The 24,863-nt window shown below is 34.2% G+C and carries 25 protein-coding genes; 5 read left to right on the forward strand and 20 right to left on the reverse strand.

The features are described 5' to 3' along the window. The first annotated feature begins 97 nt into the window (after nt 1-97). Nucleotides 98-226 carry a hypothetical protein gene (locus STERM_RS22740; RefSeq protein ID WP_012863034.1) on the forward strand — a complete coding sequence of 43 codons (129 nt, stop codon included), beginning with the start codon at nt 98-100 and terminating at the stop codon, nt 224-226. A gap of 45 nt (nt 227-271) precedes the next feature. On the opposite strand, the gene STERM_RS17875 is transcribed toward STERM_RS22740, so the two are convergent. After that, a complete protein-coding gene (locus tag STERM_RS17875; protein WP_012863035.1) occupies nt 272-1,147 on the reverse strand; it encodes a hypothetical protein in 876 nt (291 codons plus the stop codon). Nucleotides 1,148-1,270: 123 nt separating this feature from the next. Here STERM_RS17875 and STERM_RS17880 point away from each other — a divergent pair, with 123 nt between their 5' ends. The 3 genes from STERM_RS17880 to STERM_RS22325 all read left to right on the forward strand — a co-directional run bounded on the left by STERM_RS17880 (nt 1,271) and on the right by STERM_RS22325 (nt 2,863). Further along, nucleotides 1,271-1,876, forward strand: a complete 606-nt coding sequence (locus STERM_RS17880) for a class I SAM-dependent methyltransferase (protein ID WP_012863036.1) — start codon at nt 1,271-1,273, stop codon at nt 1,874-1,876. 113 nt (nt 1,877-1,989) lie between these two features. Beyond that, the gene (locus tag STERM_RS17885; RefSeq protein ID WP_012863037.1) at nt 1,990-2,688 is read left to right on the forward strand and encodes a TIGR00266 family protein; all 699 of its coding nucleotides are present in this window, start codon (nt 1,990-1,992) and stop codon (nt 2,686-2,688) included. Nucleotides 2,689-2,716: 28 nt separating this feature from the next. Next, nucleotides 2,717-2,863 carry a hypothetical protein gene (locus tag STERM_RS22325; RefSeq protein WP_012863038.1) on the forward strand — a complete coding sequence of 49 codons (147 nt, stop codon included), beginning with the start codon at nt 2,717-2,719 and terminating at the stop codon, nt 2,861-2,863. A gap of 257 nt (nt 2,864-3,120) precedes the next feature. On the opposite strand, the gene STERM_RS17890 is transcribed toward STERM_RS22325, so the two are convergent. From STERM_RS17890 to STERM_RS17980, 19 genes are all read right to left on the reverse strand, one after another. Further along, complete coding sequence (locus STERM_RS17890) at nt 3,121-4,320, reverse strand: M20 metallopeptidase family protein (RefSeq protein WP_012863039.1); 1,200 nt, start codon at nt 4,318-4,320, stop codon at nt 3,121-3,123. 195 nt (nt 4,321-4,515) lie between these two features. Continuing rightward, on the reverse strand, nt 4,516-4,707 hold the full coding sequence (locus STERM_RS17895; protein ID WP_041310110.1) for a hypothetical protein: 192 nt from the start codon (nt 4,705-4,707) through the stop codon (nt 4,516-4,518). 248 nt (nt 4,708-4,955) lie between these two features. Next, nucleotides 4,956-5,702, reverse strand: a complete 747-nt coding sequence (locus tag STERM_RS17900; RefSeq protein WP_012863040.1) for a glutamine amidotransferase — start codon at nt 5,700-5,702, stop codon at nt 4,956-4,958. Nucleotides 5,703-5,717: 15 nt separating this feature from the next. Continuing rightward, the gene (locus STERM_RS17905; RefSeq protein WP_012863041.1) at nt 5,718-6,971 is read right to left on the reverse strand and encodes a M20 family metallopeptidase; all 1,254 of its coding nucleotides are present in this window, start codon (nt 6,969-6,971) and stop codon (nt 5,718-5,720) included. Nucleotides 6,972-7,056: 85 nt separating this feature from the next. Further along, entirely contained in the window at nt 7,057-7,983 is a 927-nt protein-coding gene (locus STERM_RS17910) for a nucleoside hydrolase (RefSeq protein ID WP_012863042.1), read from the reverse strand. Nucleotides 7,984-8,154: 171 nt separating this feature from the next. Further along, nucleotides 8,155-9,084 (reverse strand): ABC transporter permease, encoded by a 930-nt coding sequence (locus STERM_RS17915; RefSeq protein WP_012863043.1) that lies wholly within the window; start codon nt 9,082-9,084, stop codon nt 8,155-8,157. 4 nt (nt 9,085-9,088) lie between these two features. Beyond that, the gene (locus tag STERM_RS17920; RefSeq protein ID WP_211205113.1) at nt 9,089-10,114 is read right to left on the reverse strand and encodes an ABC transporter permease; all 1,026 of its coding nucleotides are present in this window, start codon (nt 10,112-10,114) and stop codon (nt 9,089-9,091) included. Next, nucleotides 10,104-11,636: an ABC transporter ATP-binding protein gene (locus STERM_RS22435; RefSeq protein WP_012863045.1), complete on the reverse strand. Its 1,533-nt coding sequence runs from the start codon at nt 11,634-11,636 to the stop codon at nt 10,104-10,106. Before STERM_RS22435 ends, STERM_RS17920 begins: the two co-directional genes overlap by 11 nt. Before the next feature lie 33 nt (nt 11,637-11,669). Beyond that, nucleotides 11,670-12,746, reverse strand: a complete 1,077-nt coding sequence (locus STERM_RS22440; RefSeq protein WP_012863046.1) for a BMP family lipoprotein — start codon at nt 12,744-12,746, stop codon at nt 11,670-11,672. Between the two features lie 22 nt (nt 12,747-12,768). After that, on the reverse strand, nt 12,769-13,683 hold the full coding sequence (gene rbsK / locus STERM_RS17935) for a ribokinase (RefSeq protein ID WP_012863047.1): 915 nt from the start codon (nt 13,681-13,683) through the stop codon (nt 12,769-12,771). Continuing rightward, nucleotides 13,680-14,702, reverse strand: coding sequence for a LacI family DNA-binding transcriptional regulator (locus STERM_RS17940; protein WP_012863048.1), 1,023 nt, complete (start codon nt 14,700-14,702; stop codon nt 13,680-13,682). Before STERM_RS17940 ends, rbsK begins: the two co-directional genes overlap by 4 nt. Before the next feature lie 446 nt (nt 14,703-15,148). Then, entirely contained in the window at nt 15,149-16,168 is a 1,020-nt protein-coding gene (locus STERM_RS17945) for a glycosyltransferase family 4 protein (RefSeq protein ID WP_012863049.1), read from the reverse strand. Next, nucleotides 16,071-17,324 carry a glycosyltransferase family 4 protein gene (locus tag STERM_RS17950; RefSeq protein ID WP_012863050.1) on the reverse strand — a complete coding sequence of 418 codons (1,254 nt, stop codon included), beginning with the start codon at nt 17,322-17,324 and terminating at the stop codon, nt 16,071-16,073. Before STERM_RS17950 ends, STERM_RS17945 begins: the two co-directional genes overlap by 98 nt. A gap of 600 nt (nt 17,325-17,924) precedes the next feature. Further along, nucleotides 17,925-18,845 (reverse strand): DMT family transporter, encoded by a 921-nt coding sequence (locus STERM_RS17955; RefSeq protein WP_012863051.1) that lies wholly within the window; start codon nt 18,843-18,845, stop codon nt 17,925-17,927. After that, complete coding sequence (gene fabG / locus STERM_RS17960) at nt 18,845-19,555, reverse strand: 3-oxoacyl-ACP reductase FabG (RefSeq protein WP_012863052.1); 711 nt, start codon at nt 19,553-19,555, stop codon at nt 18,845-18,847. The genes STERM_RS17955 and fabG overlap by 1 nt, the downstream gene beginning before the upstream one ends. A 24-nt stretch (nt 19,556-19,579) precedes the next feature. Further along, entirely contained in the window at nt 19,580-20,071 is a 492-nt protein-coding gene (locus tag STERM_RS22745) for a septal ring lytic transglycosylase RlpA family protein (RefSeq protein WP_012863053.1), read from the reverse strand. Nucleotides 20,072-20,278: 207 nt separating this feature from the next. Continuing rightward, the gene (locus tag STERM_RS17970) at nt 20,279-21,139 is read right to left on the reverse strand and encodes a thiamine pyrophosphate-dependent enzyme (protein ID WP_012863054.1); all 861 of its coding nucleotides are present in this window, start codon (nt 21,137-21,139) and stop codon (nt 20,279-20,281) included. Between the two features lie 2 nt (nt 21,140-21,141). Continuing rightward, entirely contained in the window at nt 21,142-22,797 is a 1,656-nt protein-coding gene (locus STERM_RS17975; RefSeq protein ID WP_012863055.1) for a 2-oxoacid:acceptor oxidoreductase subunit alpha, read from the reverse strand. A gap of 208 nt (nt 22,798-23,005) precedes the next feature. Continuing rightward, nucleotides 23,006-23,809, reverse strand: a complete 804-nt coding sequence (locus STERM_RS17980) for a tetratricopeptide repeat protein (RefSeq protein ID WP_012863056.1) — start codon at nt 23,807-23,809, stop codon at nt 23,006-23,008. A 257-nt stretch (nt 23,810-24,066) separates the two neighbouring features. Here STERM_RS17980 and STERM_RS21430 point away from each other — a divergent pair, with 257 nt between their 5' ends. Then, a complete protein-coding gene (locus tag STERM_RS21430) occupies nt 24,067-24,510 on the forward strand; it encodes an META domain-containing protein (protein WP_012863057.1) in 444 nt (147 codons plus the stop codon). Nucleotides 24,511-24,863: the final 353 nt, after the last annotated feature.

Here is a 24,863-nt window from a genome sequence, read left to right on the forward strand (position 1 = left end):
TTATCTGAAAATTCTAAGGAAACAGACACAGAACTGCCATATTCTTTCGCTATAATGAATGTAACCAAAAAATACGCTATATTTAGGAGGTAACATCATGAAAAAGTTTATTTTATTTTCAGTTTTATTTACTCTCACTACATTTTCAGTGATGGCAGATGCAATAACTTATGATACGCCTGAGGAAATAATAGGAAGAATCCAAATGGAAATGAAACATAAATAACATGCAGGAAGGTGTAAACAAAACACCTTCTTTTTATTATTATGCTTATCTGTTTTCTCCTGTATATTTTTCAAGCAAATAGGTTATCCATTCCCCCTTTTTTCCGCGTTTGTCAAATACAGTATAACCGGCTCCGCTGTATACATAGTCAGTCTTCCAGAAATTATCCGATGTTTTCTTCTGCTTTATATAATTCAGGGCACTCTCACAGGATATATCATTAATATTTCCCGTAAGATACATTATTTCCAGTAATTCCATTATGTTTAGCTGATATGACTGCGGATAAGATATATCGAGCATATGTCTGTTTATCGGCTCTTCATTACTTAAGTGCTTATAAAGACGATGTTTTTTTATATAAGTGATTCCTTTTTGAATCAGTTTTTCCGCTTTTACATCATAATTTGAGGAATATTTATTATAGTATATAAGTGCTTTTACACTTTTTACCACTCCTGTATAACAAGGGGTCATTTTCAGGCAGCCGCCGTATTTCTGTATTCCTTTACCATTCCAACACGTCTTTTCATTTCTTTCAAAAAGCTGATATTTTTTTATCCAGTTTACTGATCTTTTGACGAAGTCAGCATCTGCAAAACCTAATTTTGAAAAGGCTTCGGCCAGCATAGCATTATAACAAGGAAGTAAATCTGTTTTTTTTCCTGAAAGTGTAAATCCTTCACCGTCAAACATATTTTTTCTTATATACTTTATCAGTCTTTTTGTGTATTTCAGTTCTGCCGTATATGGTATTTCCGCCAGAGCTGTTATTCTCCATACAGCATACAGAGGTTTTTCAGCTAATTCTGATACTAAATCCGAAATCAGATTTGAAGAATTCAATAAAGAAACTGCTTCATTTTTACTTATTTCCTCACCGCTGTCACATAATTTTCTCAAAATAAGTGCACTGTCCATAATATCACCTTCCTTATCAGAATTTTACTGTATATAATATGACAACTGCATGTTCACTTTAATTATGCTTTTTTTCTATACTTAAAATATGTTATAATTCAATAAAAAATAAAGGGAGTCGGTATGAACCATTATTATTCGGAAAAACCAACATCAAAATCTGATATAAAAGAAATAGAATTTCTATTTTTAAATAAAAGCTTTAAATTTTTAACTGACAGCGGAGTCTTTTCAAAAAATAAAATAGATTTTGGAAGTGAACTTATGCTGAAAACCTTCCTTAAACACAGCAGTCTCAAAGAAGGAAAATTCCTTGATATAGGCTGCGGCTACGGCCCTGTGGGAATTATTGCCAAAAGCTTTGTTCCGGGTCTGGATATATCTTTATCTGACGTAAACGAAAGAGCACTGGAGCTTGCCGAAAAAAATATAAAGCTTAATAATATAACAGAGTATAATATTATAAAATCCTATATTTTTGATAATATTCATGAAAACTTTGACTGCATACTCTCTAATCCTCCAATACGTGCAGGTAAGGATGTCATTTTCAAGATTTATGAAGAATCTTGGAAGCATCTTAATACCAATGGTGTATTTTACTGTGTACTGCAGACGAAGCATGGTGCTAAAAGTACATTCAAAAAGCTGGAAGAAATATTTGGAAACTGCAAAACACTTGATATCGATGCAGGATACAGAATTTTATTCTCACAAAAAAACACATAAACGGACATTGCATATCTTTAGATATATAACAGCTAATTCAGATATAATACTCAATTGAATTAACATTCAAAATATGGTAGAATATTTTAAAATTATAAAAAAAGGAGTATTTTATGAATTATCGTTTATCAAATGAAGGAGCTTTTCCTTTAGTTTTAGTTAATTTAAATGCCAATGAAGAGATCAGAATAGAGAGCGGATCAATGGTTTATCACAATGGAAAGGTCACTCTTGAAGGAAAAATGAACAGCAACGGTTCAGGCGGAATAGGCGGACTTCTGAAAGCTGCGGCAAGATCAGTAGTCAGCGGTGAAGGATTTTTTATCACTACTGCAAAGGGTACTGCTGATAATGCATTAGTAGCAATCGCACCGGGATCAATCGGGCAGATTAAAGAGCTAAAAGTAGGAGAATCAAAATGGTGTATTAATGACGGAGCTTTCCTTGCATGTGACAGCTCAGTTACATATAATATGAAGAAGCAGTCTGTAGGCCGTGCTATTTTCGGCGGTACAGGAGGATTTTTCGTAATGGAAACAGCAGGTGAGGGGACAATGCTGGTTAACGGATTCGGAGATATCATAGAGGTAGATCTTGACGGTTCAAGTCCGTTTGTAGTGGATAACTTTCATGTGGTAGCATGGGAAAGCACGCTGGCATATAATATTAAAGCTGCCTCTGGTATGTTTGGATTTACTACAGGAGAAGGTGTAGTAAATGAATTTACAGGAAGAGGAAAACTTCTGGTTCAGACAAGAAATATTTCAGGACTTGCAGGATTAGTAAGACCTTTTATTCCTACAGGGAAATAATATATAAAATTACAAAAGAGGTTTAAAAGTGAAAAAATATATCAACAGACAAATATCAGATGCAGTATATAAAGGGCTTACTAAAATTTTCGGAGAAAAAGGTGCACATTTTGCCTGGGGCGGATTAATTATACTTGGAATTATGATAGGAGTAATACTAAATTTAGCCAGATAAGAACGATTACTATTTACTGATTCACATTCCCTTTTGCTGTTAATTGCAGTAAAAGGGAATTTTTATAATCTTTACTCTTATTATTCGACCCTGTAATAAAACCAAATCTTCATATTTTCCTCAGGCATAAAAAAAGCAGTGCATATTTTTTATGCCTGCTTTTTTATGCTTTAAAACCAGTAATTTCATATCTCTTTTTCATGAACAACTGCCGCCGAAATTTAAGGCAGTTTTTTTTACTAATACTTATACTTTCACTAATTGTCCAATGACAAATATTTTAGTATAAACATAATATTGATATAAACAACCTTATATAAATTTTCCTCGTTAATATCGAATTTTTCAGTATGATGCGCATGATAAGCCCCGTCTATAAGACGTTTTGAACCGAAAAAATAATAAAATCCGGGTATTTCCTTTAGGAAATAACTAAAATCCTCACCTATCATCGTAGGTCTGTCCAGAATTTTATATTCATTTTCCGGCATATTTTCTCTAAGGACTTCTATGAATTCTTTCACAAGATCCTTATTATTTTCTAAAACAGGTGCTCCATAAATGTAATTATAATCTATGTCAGCTCTGTAAGCTTTTGCTGTATGATATGCTATTTCTTCTATTCTGTTATTAATATAATTTCTTATATTTTCATCAGTACATCTTACAGTTCCTTCCAGTTCTATACTTTTTGGAATTATATTGGCTGCTGTCCCTCCCTCTATCTTTCCGAAACTGACAACTGCACTCTCCTTCGTGTTTATTTCCCTGCTTACTATGCTTTGCACACCCAGAAGAATTTCTGCAGTTGCTATAAAAGGATCTCTTGCCTTATACGGCTCTGCTCCGTGAGATTCTTTTCCCGTCATTTTCAGACTGAAAGTGTCAAGACTACTCATAACCTTGCCAAATCCTATTCCGAATTCTCCATCTCCTAACTCATCAAATATAGATCCTACATGTGAAGAAAAAATAACATCAGGTTTAATATCTTTAAACAAATCTTCTTTCAGCATCTTTTCAGCTCCGAGATATCCTTCTTCACCGGGCTGAAATATAAACATAACACTGCCATCCAGATTATCCTTAATCTGGTTTAAAATCCTCAAAGTCAAAAGCATTACCGCCATATGGCCGTCATGACCGCAGGCATGCATATTACCGTTATCCGAAGCAAAGCTCAGCCCTGTTTTTTCTCTTATAGGCAAAGCATCCATATCACTTCTTACAGCAATTATTTTTCCTCTGTTTTTTCCTTCTATCAAACCGTAAACTCCATCTACGGTTTTTGTTTCTCTATATTTTATTCCGGAGCTGTCCAGCTCCTTCTTTATATATTCTATTGTTTTAGGTAGTTTCAATCCAATTTCAGGTATCCTGTGCAAGTTTCTTCTATGTCTAACTAAATCTTCTTTAAAATCTTCGATTATTTCCTTTATCTGATGTTTATCTGTCATTTTTTCACATCCTGAGTTATAGATTAGAATACTATAGTTCCTTTGCTGCATATAATTTTACATTTTATAAAGCACCTGCCAAACAAAACACTTCCTAAATTTATCGGCCTCCTTATTTTTCACGATTAAAAGTTAATGATATGGTTAATCAAAACCTTGAAAAACTCTTCCTCACTCTCCTTTCACCCTAAAGTTTTAAAGTGCTGTTTTTATATGTCTGTATCTCTTAAATATTTCAATGGCAACACTGCTGTTTTTCAGATAACTAACTAAACTAATAAACTCCTTTCTGATTTTTATAAAACAAAAATAATTTAAAACTCCAAAAAGCAGAACACTTGCCTGCTGTCCTGAGATGAGATTACTTTTTTTATTATATTCAGACATAGTTCTGCTGTCTTTACATCTCTTCTGAAATAAGCAGGTTTCCTATATTCATATATTACCTTAAAAAATGTAAAATGCAACTTATAAAAAATATATAGTATGATAAATCTAGTATATAAAAAATCCATTAATGAATTTTTTTCATAATCAATATGATTATTTAATGGAAGACTGTACGAAATATCCTGTTAATATTACGGATATTTAGACAGTCTTCATTGTTTTTTCATCTAAAACATCTATGCTTATTATTTTTCGGTAAGCCAGCTTATAATATTCAGCCACAATTTATCGTAATATTTCCATTCCACAAATTCCATTGAACCCCAGTGAGGAGCAAAATCAGATGTGAATGCCAGACTTTTTCCTTTCCCGAAATTTCCTGCGGCTATAAACGGATCTCCATTTATTTCTGCAAGGATTTCACCTATTTCACTGCATCCTATTGTTTTATTATATCCGAGAAAATATGGAAATTCCTCATCTATTCCTTTGAAAATCTTATGTTCCTTTACTTTTTTCGGATTTACACCCTGAGGAAGTTCCTGTCTGTCGTCTTTATCCAGAAGCTTTACAGGCAGTATATCCTTAACTGCTGTTTCACCATATCTTGTTTTGGCATCTACCCCTGTAAATGACATATATCCTCCTATCATTACAAAAGCTCCGCCTTCATTTACATATTCCTTCAGCAGCTCACATCTGTTAGGAACCTTCATTCCTTTAGCAAATACCTGATCAGGGAGAAGAAGAGTATTTGATCCTATATCAGAAAGAAATACCACATCATATTTTTTTAGTTCTTCAAGAGTTACCGGAAATTTTTCCGGTGCAAGATGATTTGGTATATAATCTACCTCTACCCCGTTTTTCTCCAGTCCTTCTTTAAACCATTTTACTCCTTCCTCATACTTGCTTGTAGTAAATGTATCAAAACCTTTTATGTGAATTGTATGGCTTGTCCATGATTCACCTGCTATTAATATTTTAGTCATTCTGTTTCTCCTCTCCTAAAAACTCATAATTAAATCTGCATAGATTTTTATATATTTGAAATACTCGTCTATACTTATACTTTCATCTATACTGTGACAATCCACAAGCCTTCCAGGCCCTAAAATAACAGTAGGAATATTTCCAAGATTTTTCAAAAGTCTTGCATCATTACCTGCTATTCCTCCATTTATTGGAATATCAGCGGTTTCATTTGCTTTTTCATGGACAAATTTCACGAATTCATCCGAGGAGTCCATTTCAAAGCCTCCTCCCAGCTGATAAATCTCTACCTCAGGCAGATTATCCTTTAAGAATTCATCCCCCTGTGAACGTAAAAATATCCGTCTTTCAAATTCCTGTTTTACTTGTGAAAAACTCATAATTCCAGGTAAATAATGAACACAAACCTTGAATTCACAAAAATCCGGTACAGTGGAACCGGCAGTTCCTCCGTTTATCACACCTACATTTAAAGTCGGCGGTGGCAGTAAAGGATGCTTATATTTCATAAGCCATTCTTTTTCCAGTTCACCCAGCTCATGAATAAGACTTACAGCTTTTTCTATAGCATTTACACCATTCCACTTTCCTGCCGAATGAAGGGCTTTACCTTTTACTGATACTTTAAAAAATACAAATCCCATATGGGCTATAAGAATCTCATTATCTGACGGTTCACACACTACCGCAGCATCTCCGGTATCTTTATTCATCATAGCTGTGATAGTTCCGTTTCCTCCGCCCTCTTCATCGGCTACAGACATTATTTTTACATTACACGGCAGTTCAAGACCGGAATCCTTTATTAATTTTACTGCCATTATTCCGGCCATGAGTCCGCCTTTCATATCTGTGCTTCCGAGTCCGTATACTTTTCCGTCTTCCACTACAGGATCCAGCGGATCATGCTTCCATGCTTCTTTTTCACCGTAAGGCATAGTGTCTATATGACCGTTAAATATAATTGTTTTATCTTTTTTCCCTTTAAAATCTCCTATTATATTGTATCTGTCTTTATTATTATGTCCGAGATTTCCTTCATTATATGTTTCATATGCCTGTTTTAACAAAGCTTCATCAAGATCTTCTTTTTTTATTTCCGCTCCAAGATCACTAAGAAGCTTTTGAATGTACTCCTGTCCTTCTTTTTCCTTTCCTCCGAGTATCCCGTGTCCGATTGTCTGTGTATCTATACTGAGAAGTTTTTTCAGGTGTCCAAGGTACTCTTCTTTTTTATTGTTTAATGTTTTTTCTAATACATCAAGCATACCTTTCTCCTTTTAAATTTATCTACCAAAAGCCTTAATTTTTTCAGTGTCAAAACACTAGTTTTATATTTCTTCAAAATAAATATTATTTATACAGCTTTAAAGTTTCGTATACTATATTCCAAAATTTATCAAAATCAAGCTTTACAGCTACATCTACATTTGGTTCCTTTTTAAGTATCCCAAAATAATCACATAGTGTTCTTCCGTAAGAATCCTCACTCTTTAGCTCTATTTTACAATACATAGGCTTTGTTTCTATACATGAAGGATCTATCAGATATGCCACTGTAGTAGGGTCATGTACCGGAGGTGCACTCCACCCGAATACATCATGCTGTGTTTTGGCAAAAAATTCCATTAAATCCACAAATAATTTTGATGCTTTATTGTTCAGGCTCCCTATTTTATCAACTACCTCTTTTGTTGCAAGAGCCTGTCTTGTAAGATCCAGACCCATCATTACCACGGGAAGACCGGAACTAAATACTACATATGCAGCCTCAGGATCGGCAAAAATATTAAATTCTGCAGCGGGTGTGCTGTTCCCGAGCTGATACGCCCCTCCCATCAGTACTATTTGTTCTATTTTTTCTTTGATACGCGGCTCTTTTCTTAGCGCCATACCTATATTACTAAGCGGTCCTGTAGGCACCAAAGTTATTTTTTCATCTGACCCCAGCAGTTTTTCGATAATATAATCCACTGCATGCATTGTTTCGCCTTTTTTTGTTATCTCACCGAAATCTGGACCGTCCAGACCTGTTTCACCATGAATATCATCTGCTATTACCTGCTCTCTTACCATAGGTCCCGGCATTCCTTTATACACAGGTACATCTATTCCAAGATGAGAACATACCTTCAGAGCATTGTTAAAAGTCTTTTCCAATGTCTGATTCCCTGCAACTACAGTAATTCCCAACAAGTCTATTTCCGGGTTAAAAGCTGCCAGCATTATTGCCACAGCATCATCATGTCCGGGATCTACATCCAAAATTATCTTTTTCATTAAGCCTCCTAGCGTTTTATTTAACTTATATTCAAAATAACTAATCCTTTATATTATCAAATTTCTTATACCTGTTCCTGCCTCTAATATTACCGAAATATAGACAGGCTAAAATTCCGTTTTTTTTTCTGATTCATTTAAACAGCCTGACTTCCCTATAAATCAGCTGTATTAATTTACTGCACTCTTCATCTTTTTATTTTTTCTCTGTTTACTTATCATGGAAATTGCCAATATAATTACCGTAGAAAGATAAGGTATCATAAGTACAAACTGCGACGGAAATCCGTAAGCCTGAAGTCTGGCACCTATGGAATCCGCAAAACCGAAAATGAAGCATCCTATTGTAGTGAATACAGGATTTGCATTTCCGAAAAACATTGCTGCTACTCCCATAAATCCTCTACCGTTTGTCATATTTTCCACGAACATATTAGAATAACCAAGGGACAAATGTGCTCCCGCAAGTCCTCCTATTACTCCGGATAAAAGTATTACCTGAAATTTTCTTTTATATGTATTTATACCGGCTGTTTCTGCCGCTTCCTCATTTAATCCTATACTCCTTGTCCTTAATCCCCATATTGTTTTATATAATACAAACCACATTAGTACAACAATCGGAACGATTAGAACCTCTAAAAGTGAGTAATTATTAAAAACACTGTTTAGTATTGGTGTTTTCTCCAAAAAGGCAAAGTGTATCTTCGGCATTGGTGCTATTTCCGCTGAGTAAAAACTTCCAGAAGCTTTTAAAAGTTTCTGTAGTAAAAATCTTGTTAAAGCAAGTACCAAAAGATTTACAGTCATACCTACGGCAAATATATCACCCTTATACTTTAGATGGGCCAAGCCTATGATTACAGCAACCAGAAGACCTACTACCACTGCAGCCAGTACCGCAAGAATCCAGCTCCCTGTGAGAAAACTTACATATACTGCCATAAAAGCACTCATCAGCATTATTCCTTCTACACCTACATTCAGTATATTTGCCTGCTGGGTTATTACCGCTGAAAAAGCTGCAAGCAGTATAGGAGTGGAAGCTCTTATTGTGGCATGTATTATTGAATAATCTATTATAGAAGTTAATCCTTTCATTTTTCTACTCCTTATTCTTTTTTTTCTTGCTTTTTATGAAACTAAATAAAGTATCCATCGTGGCAAGCAGTATAAATAATGCTATCAGTACATCGATCAAAGACTTTGGTACCCCGGTATATCTTTCCATTCCCAGTGAACCGCTCTTCAGCGCTGCTATAAACAGGCTCAAAACAGGGAGTGCCGCCAGACTTCCTTTTGCTATCAAGGCTGCCAGCATACCGTCTCCTGCTATATTCAATGAAAAGTTATCCAGAAATACTCCGTAAATCCCCATTACTTCTATTGCTCCTGCAAGTCCTCCAATAGCTCCGCTCATCAGCATACCCAGTATCATTACTTTTTTAGGTCTTACCCCTACATACTCTGCAAAAAAAGGATTGCTTCCCGTATTTCTCATTTCAAATCCAAATTTAGTTTTTCTTATAATAAAATATATAAGGATACATACACCAATTGCTATAAACAAACCTATATTTGCCCTGCTGGGTTTCAGTATTCTCATTAAAGAAGCCGTTTTTTCTATAGGCGGAGTCTGAGAAACACCTGTATGACCCGACAGCGGGTAGTTTACCAAATAAGAAGTTATATAAATTGCCACATAGTTCATAAGAATCGTAACACACACTTCATTTACGCTGAAATATGCCTTTAGATACGCAGGTATGAATGCCCATGCAGCTCCTACTATCATTGCAGCTGCGAAACATAAAATTATGTGTATTACACTCGGCATTCCTTTCAGGCTGTACCCTACCCAGGCTGCAGTTACTGCCCCAAGATAAAGTTCACCTTCCACTCCTACGTTAAAAACTCCTACTTTGGCTCCTACTATAAATGCCAAACCTGTAAGTAACAGAGGAACAAATTTCTCCAGAGTCGAACCCAGATTAAAGTTTCCGACAAATGCTCCCCTGAATAACTGAATATATGCTTCGACAGGATCTTCTCCCATTATGGCTATAATTATACCGCTTAAAAACATACATACAATAATGGAGATAAATATATTTATATACTTATTTTTCATATTCATGAGCTTTATTTCCTCCTGTCATTAGAAATCCTACATTCTCCTCCGTAGCCTCTTCTGCACTGAGAATTCCCGCTATTCCGCCTTCATACATTACAATTATTCTGTCAGATAGAGACATTACTTCTTCCAGCTCGGCTGAAACCAGTAAAATACCTTTTCCTCTGCTCTTATACTCATTTATGTTTTTTCTGATAAATTCTATGGAACCAATGTCTATTCCTCTTGTAGGCTGCGAAGCAATCAGAAGATCAGATTCACTTCCCAGCTCTCTTGCCACTATTATTTTTTGTGCATTTCCTCCTGACAGACTTTTTGTACTTATTTCAGGATTATCAGGACGAATATCAAATTTCTTTATTGCTTCCACAGCGTAATTTCTTATTTTTTTATAATCCAGCAGAATTTTTCCTGAAAATTCTTTTTTATAAAATCTTGTAGCAACAAGATTCTCTTCTATATTCATATCCCTGTTAAGACCTCTTTTGTTTCTGTCTTCCGGAATATGTGATATTCCTATATCTCGAATTGTCTTTACCGTTTTATTTTTTATATCCTTACCTTTGAATGTTATATTTCCTTTTTCTACTTCCCTTATGCCTGTTATGGCTTCTATCAGTTCACTCTGACCATTTCCGTCCACTCCGGCTATTCCTACTATTTCTCCTCTTTTTACCTCAAATGAAATACCTCTTATCTTCGCGAGCTCCCTTTCACTGGAAACATAGATATCGTCTACTTTCAGCAGTGTTTCTTCTACCTGCGGCTTTGTTTTTTCTATATTCAGAAAAACCTCACGGCCTACCATCATTTTAGCCAGTTCTACAGGATTAGTCTCATTTTTGGCAACAGTATTTATATGCTTGCTTTGTCTCATGACAGTTATTCTGTCACTGATCTTCATTACTTCATTTAATTTATGAGAAATAAAAATTATAGATTTCCCGTTATTTTTCAGATTTTCCAAAATCACAAAGAGCTTTTCAGTTTCCTGAGGCGTAAGAACTGCTGTAGGTTCATCCAGAATCAGAATATCAACACCTCTGTAAAGTGTCTTTATTATTTCCACCCTCTGTGCTTCTCCCACAGATATATCCTGAATTTTTTTATTAACCTGTACATCAAGGTTATATTTTTCAATATATTCCTCTATAGATTCCTTTGCTTTGGCAAAGTCAATTCTGTCCATTGATTTTTTTGGTTCAAAACCAAGTATTATATTTTCCAGAACTGTCATTTCCTTAACCAGCATGAACTCCTGATGCACCATTCCTATCCCGAGCTCTATTGCTGTTTTAGTAGAGTAGTCATCATAAACTGTTCCCCGTACTTCGAGCGTTCCCCCGTCTTTCGGATAGAGACCGTATAAAATTTTCATCATAGTGGATTTCCCGGCTCCGTTTTCACCTATAAGCGAGTGAATCTCACCTTCATATAAATCAAAAAATCCGTTTTTTATTGCTGAAATACTGCCGAATCTTTTTTCTATGTCTTTCATTAATACAATCTGTTTTTTCAATTCCTTTTTCCTCCCGTTCTTTTTTGAGGAACATTATTCAAATTTGAACCCTGGATAAGATTCTACTTTTATTTCTCCAGATTTTATTTTTTCTGTTAATTCATTTATTGTTGTAAGTATGTCCTCAGGAAATTTATCTCCCAGTGCCTGTTTCATTACTGACATATCTGTAAGACCGATTCCTCCGTTAGCCACATTCATTTTTAGGATTTCTCCGCCTTTGAATTTATCTTCTGCTACTGATTTGATTACTTCATATGTTCCTACGTCCACTCTCTTAAGCATAGATGTAAGTATGAATCCCGGATAAATGTCATCCTGATTGATATCCACACCAACTGCATATTTTTGTGAATCTTTTGCAGCTTCCAATACTCCGTTTCCAGTGTTTGAAGCTACGTTCATTATTATATCAGCACCCTGGCTGTATTGTGCAAGTGCAAGCTCTTTCCCTTTCAAAGGATCATTAAAAGTCCCGGCAAATGATACTAATACCTTTGTATCAGGATCTATATATGTTGCACCCTGCTTATATCCTGTAAGAAAATCCTGAAGTACGGGAATATCCATTCCTCCTACCCATCCTATTATCTTTTCGGCATTTACATTAGGCACATCTGTTTTTTGTGTAAATAATGCAGCGGCTGCGCCTGCAAGAAACGATCCTTCGTTTTGTGCAAATACTACAGACATTACATTTGGCTCATCTACTACTGTATCAATAATCGCAAATTTTACATTTGGAAATTCAGGAGCATGTTTTTTTATAATATCCTGAAACTGGCTTGAGTTACCTATTACCAGATCATATCCTTCCGAAGCCATAGAAACCACATTTGTTTCCCAGTCAGACGGTACCTTTGATTCCAGTGTTTTTACCTCTATGTCATATTCAGCCATTGCTTTTTTTATTCCTTCGTTGGCTGAGTCATTAAACGACTTATCCCCTAAAAATCCGGCATGCACTATAGCTATTCTTAATTTTTTCTTTCCGCCTTCTGACGTTCCTCCTGCTGCCTGATCTCCGTCTTTCTTGTCACCGCCGCAGCTTACTACCATCAAAAATACCAATAACATTGTAAAAACTCTCATAAAACTTTTTACTTTCATTTCTTACCTCCAAAAATAGACTTTATTTAGATTCTAAAAACAATTTTAATTCTTCTTGTGTAGGCAATGATTGTTGTGCGCCGCTTCTTGTTACCGTTAGTGCTGAAACGCCTACGGCAAACTCAAGAGCATCTGATACACCTGCATTCTCTGCAAGCTTTAGTGCAAAAGCTCCTATAAAAGAGTCTCCTGCTGCTGTAGTATCTACAGCTGTTACTTTTAGAGCTTTATACTCCTTTATTTCCTCTCCCTCTGTGTACATTCCTCCTTTCTCACCCAGAGTCAGTATAATATTTTTGGCTCCTTTGTTTCTTAATTCATTTATCGTATAAATATATTCTGTTTCAGGTATACTTTCTTTTCCCGATATTATCTCAAGTTCTGTTTCATTTAATATCAGAAAGTCAGTCGCAGCCAGTACTTTTTCACTTATCTTCACTGCCGGAGCAGGATTTAATATTGTTATTTTCCCTTTTTCGGCTGCCAGCTCCAAGGCATATTCCACAGTTTCCATCGGAATTTCCTGCTGTAATATTACTATATCTGCTTTATCAATTAAGTCAGATGCCGAATCCAAATCTTCCTTTGAGAGTTTTAAGTTACTGCCCGGAATAACCACAATACTGTTATTTCCCTTGCTGTCTACTTCTATGACAGCAGTACCGGTAATATCATCACATCTTATAATTCCTTCTGTCTTAATATTATTACTTTTCAGATTCAGAAGTAATTGTTCACCATAGTTGTCCTTTCCCAGCTTTCCTATCATACTTACATTGCCGCCCAGTTTCGCTGCTGCTACAGCCTGATTGGCTCCTTTTCCCCCGGGATTTTCATAAAGCGTTTCACCCAATATTGTTTCCCCGAGTTTTGGCAGTTTTTCCACTTTCACTACCAAATCCATATTTAAGCTTCCTATTACCAGAATGTGTTTCACTTTTTTACATCCTCCTTCCCTCTAATGTTCTTTATACTCAACTTTTGATTTGCAGCCCTTTCTAAATCCACCTCTACTTTTTGGTTAAAAGTCTTGTCTTCTATTCTTCTGAAAAGAACTTCTACCGCTTTTTGCCCCATGAGTTCGAATGGTATCTTATATGCAGAAATCTCAAGTCCGAAATATTCTCCCCATTCTATTTCCTCAAATGAAAATACACTTATATCTTCCGGTATTCTATGTCCTGATTCACGTGCTGCCTTTAGAAGTCCTATTGTCATCAGGTTATTCGATACGAATACTCCTGTGATTTTTTTGTTTTTCAGTATCTCCTTTGACATTTCATATCCGCTCTCTACATTAAAGTCTCCGTAAAATATATTTTGTTTCTTTACTTTCAGCTTGTTGTCAAGCATTGCTTTTTTATAACCTTCCAGTCTGTCAGTAGCTGTTTTTTCAGTTAATGGACCTGTGATTATGGCAATCTCTTTATGTCCGTTTTCTATAAAAAGCTTCGTAGCATCATATGCCAGTTCAAAGTTCGGCATCAAAACACTTGGAAGGTCTGTTTTAAGTGCTCTGTCTAATATAATAACAGGAATTTCTTTTATATATTCTTTCAAAAAATCACTTTTGGGATATGTCTCCCTTGTCGCAATAAGTATAATGCCTTTTATTCTCTGCTCTATCAGTGTCTTTATAAATTTTTCCTGATTTTTGAATTCTTCTCCCGAATTGCACAAAAATACATTCAGTCCCTTTTTTTCCGCCTCTATAGATATTTTATCCACTATTTTTGCGAAAAACGGGTTACTTATATCTGGAATAATAACACCTATGGAATTATTTTCTCTTTTTGATAAATTTCTTGCTATTGCATTAGGGTAATAATTATTTTTTTCAATAATTTTCATTATTTTTTCTCTTGTTTCTTCCTTTACATTGGGACTGTTATTTAATACCCTTGATACTGTTGCTTTCGATACTCCCGATAACTCTGCTATGTCTGTTATTTTCATAAAACCACCTTTTTGGAAACGGTTACATTTTTTCACCGCCTTAAAAATCCTTTAGTTTTTTGGAAACGGTTACATAATTTTTATAAAAAAAATTTGTGTTAATAATTTTTGTTTTTGTATGAATTTTTGTAATTTACCAGATAAGTCAGATTGTAGATTTAGATGTTTTGAATTTTCACTACTAAGATACCTTGAAAATTATAAAATGCAAAATTATATAATATATATTTATAAATAGAAAATAAATATACATAACAGATATATCATCAGTAAAATTTTACTTTACACTATGATTTTCCTATATTCTTTTCAATTCAAAAATTTTCTGTTTTTTATAATTTATAATATTTTTTTGAAGATAAAAAGCACTTTATAATTTTTTCACAATACTTTCGCCAAAAAAAATCATAAAAAAAACAAGATTCATAAAAAATCTTGTTTTTGAACTAATTCTCTTCTTTTGACAGTATATAATCATAATATTCTTTATATTTTATTCCTATTTTGGAAAGCTCTCTCTCCCTTGCCACCTCATAAGCATTCTCTGTTACTTCAGAAGTATTATTATTTATAATATATTCTATATGCTTAGTAAATTCCGCATTATTACTTCCTTTAAAACATGTTTTTTTATTTTTCAGCCAGTCTTCATAAACAGGTATATCTCTGAGAAGCGCAGGCAGTTTCATAGACAATGCCTCTAAAACAACTATTCCTTCATTTTCCTCATATGTGGGGAAAAAAAACAGATTTGCCGAGCTGTAAGCCCCAAGCAAAATTTCCTCATCCACAAAACCCGGAAAAATCACATTTTTGGGAGGATTTTCTATGATATTTTTTACTTTTTTCGGAAGTATATTTTTTATGCTTGAAGCCCCGAACCAGATAAATTTATACTCGGGATTTTCCTTCGCTATCTCCACGAGATCCAGTACTCCTTTTCTCTGAAAAGGAAGACCAGCTGATATTATTACTATATCTTCATCACTATAGCCGAACTTCTCTCTGAATTTCCGGCCAAGCTCCTCATTTTTGCTAAAACGTTTTATATCCACACCATTTGATATTACTCTTATTTCCTTGTTATTCACATATTTTGATGAAATAAGATTTTTTGTGTAATTAGTAGGCGAAATCAGATAATCAGCACTATTATAGAGCTTTTTTGCCCAAAATTTTATAATAACCGAAAGCTGATTGCTGAACTTTATACTTCCCCTAAAATCTTCACTTGTAGTATGTGTATGATAGACTACAGGTTTTTTCTTTTTTTTGGCACTTCTCAGTACTCTCCAAGAAGCAAGTCCTATTGTATTTATATGTGCTATATCATATTCATCATCAGGATCAAGCGTATACTCTACCCCGTTAAGACCAAGGGCCTTTTTTTGGTGCTCTAAAGCCTTTCCAACGCCTGATTTGCTGAATAAATTTTTTCCCTCCGAAAAAAGTAAAATTTTTGCCATGTTTAAACTCCTTTATTGTGTCATAATAGACATTTTCTATACTGACCCCAAAAGCTTCAGCCGAAAATTCTTTTGAGATTTCCAGGGCATTGTTTTTTAATACTTTTACCAGCTCTTTATCAGCCTTTATTGTTTTGATATTAGAAAGAAATTCGTCTGTATCTTTATAAAGCAGTCCTGCTTCTCTTTTAGTTATTAGTTTTTCAAGATTTTCATCAAATCTGGCATTAACTATTACTTCCGCAGCCATAGCTTCAATAAAAGTAAGACCCTGAGTTTCGGAAATACTTGCATTCAAAAATACATCACCGATCTGGTAATATATTGGTATTTTCTCATACGGAATTTCTCCTGAAAATATAACTCTGCCTCCAAAATCAAACTGTTCGGCAAAGAGCTTAAAATCCTCCAGATCAGGTCCTTTTCCTATTATCAAAAGTTTCATTTTTTCATCATCTATTTTGGCAAATGACTCTATCAGATAGTCTATACTTTTTTCCTTAGCCACTCTTCCTATATAGACACACAAAAATTCGTCATCCTTTATACCATATTCATGTCTTAACTGCTGTCTCTCTTCATCTGTATAATTCTTTCTGTAGAATCTCTCTACATCTATTCCTGTAGGGATAATATATATATCCTTTTCCACACCGTAAGATTTTATTATTTTTTCCACCTTTTCAGTGGGAACTACCAGAGAATCACACATATCACAGTAAAATTTGCTTATTTTCTGTGCCAGCTTACGTGCCTGCTTCTTAAAATGCCCTTTAGTCACATAATGGGTATAATATTCATACAATGTGTGATATGTATGGACTAAGGGAATATTAAGCCTCTTGGCAGCAAATCTTGAAAATGTTCCAACGCCCCATTCTGTCTGTGAATGGATTATATCAAGATTCAGTTTTTTTATTTTATTTATTACTCTGTTTGAATAGATCATTCCAAGCCTGTATTGTGGAGCAGGTCTGAAAACAAGACTGGGAAGTCTCAGAACATTACTCTCCGGAGAATGAACCTCCGGATCCGAAGTTGTTATAATATAAACTTTGTGCCCCTTTTTTCTGAGTTCTCTTTCTAGTACAGTGATAGAAGTTACTACTCCGTTTACCTGCGGCTTGTACGTATCGGTAAAAATCCCTATTTTCATTCTTATCCACCTTAAAAATTAATTGTTTATACTATTATGATATTAAAAAAGCAAAAAAAAGTCAAAATAATTTACTTTTTGCTAAATGTACATTTTTTTATTCAAAAAATGTATTTTGATCCCTTTAAAAAACATCTGTTACACAAAAGGTTTTTAAAGACGGCCAAAACTATAATAAAATGAATAATACATTTGGCGTTTTTTCTTAAATATACCTGTATGCATTCCAAAGTGTACAGACGTATTATATCACATTCAGATTTTCTAAACAATTGATTTTGTTATATCTTTACATGAATTTTTTCTATACTTGAAATATTTATTCATAAAATTATGCTCTCAAAAATTTTCATTCAATTTCACACTCTGAAAAAAAAGAACTGTCAATAATAGCCCAGCATCTTACAGTCCAAAAAAACACTTGATTAATTACAGAAAAACATTATGCTGAAATACTGAAAAACCTTATTTATATTTTAATCAGAAAAAATTTAACGATATTCGATTTAAAGAATTAAAAAAACGGTTTTTTATCTAATTTAAAAAACCGTCATTTATATTTGATTAATTATTGTTAAAAAATTTAGAAAAAATCATATTTTATTCCGATTTTTTTTGCTTTTTTGAATTAAAAAATAAAGAAAGTACTACCAGTACTAATCCTGCTATCGTATAAATATTAGGTATTTCTTTAAGAAGTAAAAATGCAAGAATCGCTCCGCTCACAGGCGTTATGAACTTCCATATATTCAATTCTGATACTGTCATCAGCTTTTTTTGAAGAATTGTGTACCAGATAGTGAAAGCAAATGTAGAAACTATTACCAGCCATCCTATTGCCATCAGCAAAGGCATTTCAAACTGGAGAAAATTCTGCTCTTCTCCCGCTATCGTTCCCAGCAGTATCAATAAAGCTCCGCCGATAAAAAGCTGCCCGCCGTTTATAATAACAGGATTCACACCAAGCGATTTTTTTGCCACATATATATTTACCAAAGCATTTATAATCTGATTCAGTATTAATAAAAATGCACTGACCAGAGTTATGAGAAAAGGATTATGAGCAGTACCGTCTCCTCCTGAAGCCTTTCCTATAACCACTACAAATATCCCCAAAAATCCCAGTACCAGACTGATTATCTTATTTTTATTAAGCTTATCATCCTTTAGTACTATATGTGAGACGAGAGCCGTTGTCACCGGACTGCCTCCCACAATTATTGAAGAAACCGTAGCATCAATATATTTCAAAGCTGTGTAAAATACTGCATAACCTATAAATATCTGAAAAAAACCTATTATAAACAATACCTTAAAATTAGCAAAAAACATTTTCATATACTTTAATGAGAACAATAATAAAATAACACCGGCAAGAAAAAATCTTATCCCTGCAAAAGTAAACTGACCACTGTAATACCTGTACCCTATTTTAATTGCTACAAAAGCCGTTGACCACAAAAAGGAACTTATAAAAGCACCCAGTGCGGCAACAGCTCTTGTATTTTTAATCTCAGACACTATAAGTTTAATCCTCCGTCTACTCTTATTACCTGTCCTGTAATAAATTTCGACATATCGCTGGCTAAAAATAAAGCGGCATTAGATACATCCTCAGATTCTCCCATTGAACGCAAAGGAGTATTTGCAAGAACAGATTCTATTACCTGTTCAGGAAGTACATGTGTCATGTCAGTTTTTATAAATCCTGGTGCAATTGCATTTGATCTTACATTTCTTCTTCCGAATTCTTTCGCCCAAGTTTTTGCCATGGCGATAACTCCGCCTTTTGTAGCAGAATAGTTAGTTTGTCCTGCATTCCCGTCAAGACCTACTACTGAAGCCATGTTTATTATACTTGCGTTTCCGCTCTTTAAAAGAAGTGAAATGAATCCCTGCGTTACGTTATAAACACCTTTCAGGTTTATATCCACAACCAGATCCCAGTCTTCCTCTTTCATTTTTAATAATATGGCGTCTCTTGTAATTCCGGCATTATTTACTAATATATCTAATTTTCCATACTGTTCTTTTATTTTTGATGCAGCTTCTTTTATGTTATCTCTGTCAGTAACATTAAGTTTAACAAAGCTTACATTTTCATGTGTATAATCCGGATCAATCAGATCTCCGGAAATTACTGTTGCTCCATTATTAGCATATTTTAATACTATATCTTTTCCTATTCCTCTGGATCCGCCTGTAACTAAGGCTATTTTTCCCTGTAGCAATTTTACCACCTTTCTTCATAAACACTATTTTATAATTTCTAATTTCACTGAAGTAACTCCAGTATTTAAACTTTCAATAGCTCCGAATGCAGCAGTACTTAAGTCAATAACTCTGCCTTTTACATAAGGTCCTCTGTTATTTATTCTAACAACTACTGATTTACCGTTGTTTAAGTTTGTTACTTTTACTTTTGTTCCGAACGGTAAAGTTTTATGTGCTGCTGTCATGGTATACGTATCAAAAATTTCACCATTAGCTGTTTTTCTTCCGTGCCACTTCCCTCCGTAAAATGATGCTTTACCAGTTTCATAATACTCAAGCTTATCTGCCTTTGCTACCTCCACTGTATTTTTATCCGGTAAACTTTTAGCCTCTTCAAAGAACTGCGGTAAGATTACGCTCTCTCTTATTTTATCAGCCGCGTCATTTACATTGTTACTCTTTTTACCAGCTGTACTTTCTGTATAAGTTATTGTGCTCATTAGTACCACAAGTAAAATTAGTGCCTTTTTCATAAAACAAAAACCTCCAATTTTTTTGGTTGCTAGAATTATATCATATTATTTAAAAAAATCAAAATTTAATAGAGTCCGCATAAAGCGGACTCTAATAAAAGGGGGGGTTAATTGAGGTTTCAGATCTTACGATCTAAAATGATTATACTACACTTATTGAATAAATGCTATTATTATTTTATTAATTTTTGTTTTTTTTTATATTAACTACATTCCGAGTTTGTGTAAAACCCTTTCTATTGCTGCTTTTCTTTCATACAATGGTTTTTTTGAATCTTTATAAAACCACATATTATCTTCCTGTGTAGGAATATCCTCTCTTTTGTATATTATACCCAAACCGAACATTTCTCTTTCATGATCGTCAAAAGCCAGTTTCAATGCTTTTTCCCTATCTGCAGGGTCATGACCTTCAAGTTTATATGTATGCTCCTGATACCATTTGAAGGTATTCGTTTTATTGAAGCTCGGACATGGATCAAAAATATCTACCAAAGCGTATCCTTTATGCTGTATTGCTGCTTTTATAATTTCCTTTGTTCCCTGCATATCGCCTGTAAAAGCTTTTGCTACAAATGTCGCACCGAGACTTATTGCTACAGCTATTGGATTAAAAGGAATTGATGTGACTCCGTTAAGCTGGAGACTTGTTTTCTGACCTATTGAACTCGTAGGAGAACCCTGTCCCTTTGTAAGTCCGTATACCTGATTATCATGCACTAAATGTACAATATCAGGATTTCTTCTTACATTATGTATAAAATGATTTCCGCCTTCTCCGTACATATCACCGTCTCCGCCTTCTGCAATTACATTCAGGTTAGGATTCGCCATTTTTATTGCGACCGCCACAGGAAGCCCTCTTCCATGAAGTCCGTTATAAAAATTCAGATCTATATACTGCGGCATTTTAGCTGCCTGTCCGATCCCCGAAGAAATCACGGTATTTTTAGGATCCATATCCAGCTCTTTTAATGCACTCTGAATTATTCTCAGTAAAGAAAAATTCCCGCATCCAGGGCACCAGGCAATATCTTCATTTTTTGCAATTTTGAATTTATCTTCCATAATTAATACTCTCCTATCTCTTGGATTAATTCTTCTATATTAAAAGGCAGACCGTTATATTTCAAAACTTTTTTATGAAACTCTACCCCGGTTTTCAGCTTTATCAGATCGCCAAAATGTCCCACTGCGTTATTCTCAATCAAAACAAGCTTTTTAGCCTTATCCAGATAGCTCTTTGTAGACTTCGGCAGCGGGAATACCTGCTTAAAACTCAGAAATGCTGTTTTTTCATTTCCGCTCTTCAAAAGAGCTTCTTTTATTGCCCCGTATGTAGAACCCCAGCCTACGATCAGTGTTTCATAATCAGGATTTCCTACTAATTCAGGTTCTATATCAACATATTTATCAAGCTTTTTCATTCTCTTATCCATCATTTTTATTCTGACATCAAAGTCTTCTGTAATAAGCCCTTCCTCAGTATGCTCATCAGAATCTACTTTTACAAGTCCTTTTCCGTAGCCAGGAACAGATCTCGGTGATATTCCCGATTCTGTATACTGATATCTCTTATAATCCTCGGTACTTTCTACAACGTGATATTCATTTTCTTCAAGATTTACTTTTCCCAAATTCATTGACTGAGACAAATAATTAGCATCACTTAGTATTATTACCGGCACTTGATATTTATCAGCTATATTAAAGGCTTTTTGCCCCAGCTCCACACCGCTTTCAAGTGATGTAGGCGCCAGAAGAACACGCGGAAAGTCTCCATGTCCTGCATACATTGCCAGATTCAAATCACCCTGTTCCGTTCTCGTAGGCAGCCCGGTTCCCGGACCTGGTCTCATAGCATTATGAATTACAAGAGGCAGCTCCCCTATACCGGACATGCTTATTGCTTCCTCCATTAATGCAAATCCTCCCCCAGAAGTAGAAGTCATCGCCCTTGCACCTGCATACCATGCACCAAGAACCATATTTACAGCAGCGATTTCATCTTCTGCCTGCTCTACTATTATCCCGAATTCTTTCTCCCACTGTGCTGCAAGCATTACTACATCAGTACCCGGAGACATAGGATAAGCTGCTACAAAGTTCATGCCGCCTGCTGCTGCACCGTATGTAACAGCCTCATTACCGGAAATATGCTTTTGCGGTTCTCCTTTTTTCAGATTCAGTTTATACTCTTCACCAAGAGAATATCCTTTTTCAAAAGCTGCTATATTTTCCTGAACCAGTTTTTCCCCTTTTCTGGCAAATTTCTCGTCTAGTGCCTTATATACTTCTTCTTTCGTAGCATTCAACATTCCTAAAATCATTCCCATAACAATTGTATTGGAATAAATAGGGTTTCCTATTTCACTTGCCAGCCGCAGGAATTCGGCTTCTTTTATATTATACTTTCCAAAATCCTCTTCTTTAAAAAATGATTTCGGTCCGATTATTACTGTTTCTTTCTGGATTCTGTCTTCTAGTCTATATAATGCATTCGGATTAAATACGAACAAAAAATCTGTTTTATTAACATATGAACCAATATATGAATTAGACACTCTTATTTGGGTAGTATTATTTCCGCCCCTTACTCTTGACATAATTTCTTTTGACGCATATATATTATATCCGTCTTGAGCCAATATTTTGGTAACCATCTCTTCTACTGTTTTCAAGCCTTTTCCGGCTTCTCCCGATAGGACAATTGAGATTTCATCCATCAAAGCTACACCTCCATGAAATATTTTTCATTTTACTCTACAAACAATATATAATTTTTTTCAGAAAAAATCAAGCTTTCTTTTTATTTTGTCGCTTTTATTCTGTATTTTCCCTGACATTTTTATCAGACAATTCCTTTAACCCTACGTTTTTCAATATTTGTATAAAAAAATTACAAAAAAAGATTTTTTGTAATTTTTAATTTCATTAAAATTTATAACCTCTGGGCAGTACATTTCTGTCCTGAAATATTTTCAAATACCGCCCTGCAAGCTTTTTATTCTTTTTATTCAGTTTTTCCAGACTTTCCACCACTGCATTGGTATAATTCTGTCTTTCTATGTCACTGTAATTGGAACTAAGAGGATTGATAAGCAGAAGCTTTTCAAGAGCTTTTACATACTCTGCCTTGACTGTATAAATATCCGCTATCCCTATGATAGAATCCAGCCTTCTGTTTTCCAGTATTACTTCTGCTCTGTCAGGAAACTTCTCTGTATTATAATTATTATAGTTTTTTAAGGCATCTGAATAATATTTCAGGGCATAATCCTCATTTTCCTCTTCTTCATATATTTGAGCAAGAATATAATACCCGTCAGGATAATCCGGATGTTTTTCCACAAGTATTTCTGCATACATTCTCATTTTTTCTTTATTTCCTTCTGAACGGTATAAATCTATTAAATAATTATATGAATCATAGCCGTCAGGGTTTACCTCTATGGATTTCAGATAATAATTTCCTGCCTCCTGTATATTCCCTTCCATTCTGGCTATATTTCCCAGCTCATCAAGTGCAAGATAATTACGCCCGTCTTCTTTTACAGCATCTCTGTATGCACTTCTTATTTCACTGTTTTCTCCGTTCATACTTTTTATGTTTAAAGCTTTATTATAATATTCTATTGATTTATCCGAAATTCCAAATTCATGTAAAAATACATCATTTGTTTTTGAAAAAATTCCGGAAGTAATTATAAATAATAATATTATAATCAATTTTTTCATAATTTTCCTCCATTTCATTTCAGAAATATTTGTATTTTAATCCAATCAATTTTCCTAACTTTTTTCAAATAAATTATAACATATTTATAATTAAGAAAAAATAGTATGTGTTATGTATTTTTTGTTTAACTCTGATTTTTTTACAGAAAAATATCTCTTTAGAAACATGATAAAAACTCTTTTTTACAATAAATAGCTTTTAATTTTCCTAAATATAGTATATAATTCTGTTAATAATCTATATGTAGGAGGGAACAATGAAAAAAGTTTTATTAATCATGTTGTCTGTACTGTTTTTGTTCACTGTATCATCTGCCAAAACAGCAAAATTTAAAAAGATAAAAACTTTATCGTCAACTTCTTGGAAATTAACTGATTTTCAGAATGAAACATTAATATACCAATATATAGGCTCAAAAACTTTAGGAGAAATTACTCTTAATTTTGCCAAAAAAGAAAATCTGGTATCAGGATTTTCAGGAGTAAATACTTACAGCGGAAACTTTGAAATAAATGGTGAAAATATCACATTTTCAAATTTGGCAAGTACTAAATTATATGGTCCGAGAAATGTAATGGAACAGGAATATAAATATCTTACTGTACTTCCTGAAACTGCCACGTATAAAGTGCTGGACGAAAAAACCCTGAAGCTGATTACTTCTGACGGGACAGAATTAACATTTACAAGAACTAAATAAAGATTATCAAATCATTAGTTTAAAACTAACAAAAAAGGAATCATCTTCTAAAAAAATTTAAGATAATTCCTTTTTTTATTGCTCCCCCCTCATTTCCGGCTTTATTCTTCCAGATTCCGACCCCCAGAAATCCTCCCCCCTTTAATAAAGCCATTTTTAATATTCGCTTTTTGATAATTATGCGAACTTTTTAGTTGATGAAAAATTTGTTTCTCTCTATATTTTACATACTTAAATACATTAGATTAATTATTCAATTTAAAAATATTAATTATACAAAAAAAATAGATTGACATTTTGTTTTTTTGTATGTATAATAAATTATGATTCGCATAATTATCAATGTGCGAATA

Origin of the sequence: Sebaldella termitidis ATCC 33386 (assembly GCF_000024405.1) — a bacterium.
In the GTDB taxonomy this organism is placed as follows: domain Bacteria; phylum Fusobacteriota; class Fusobacteriia; order Fusobacteriales; family Leptotrichiaceae; genus Sebaldella; species Sebaldella termitidis.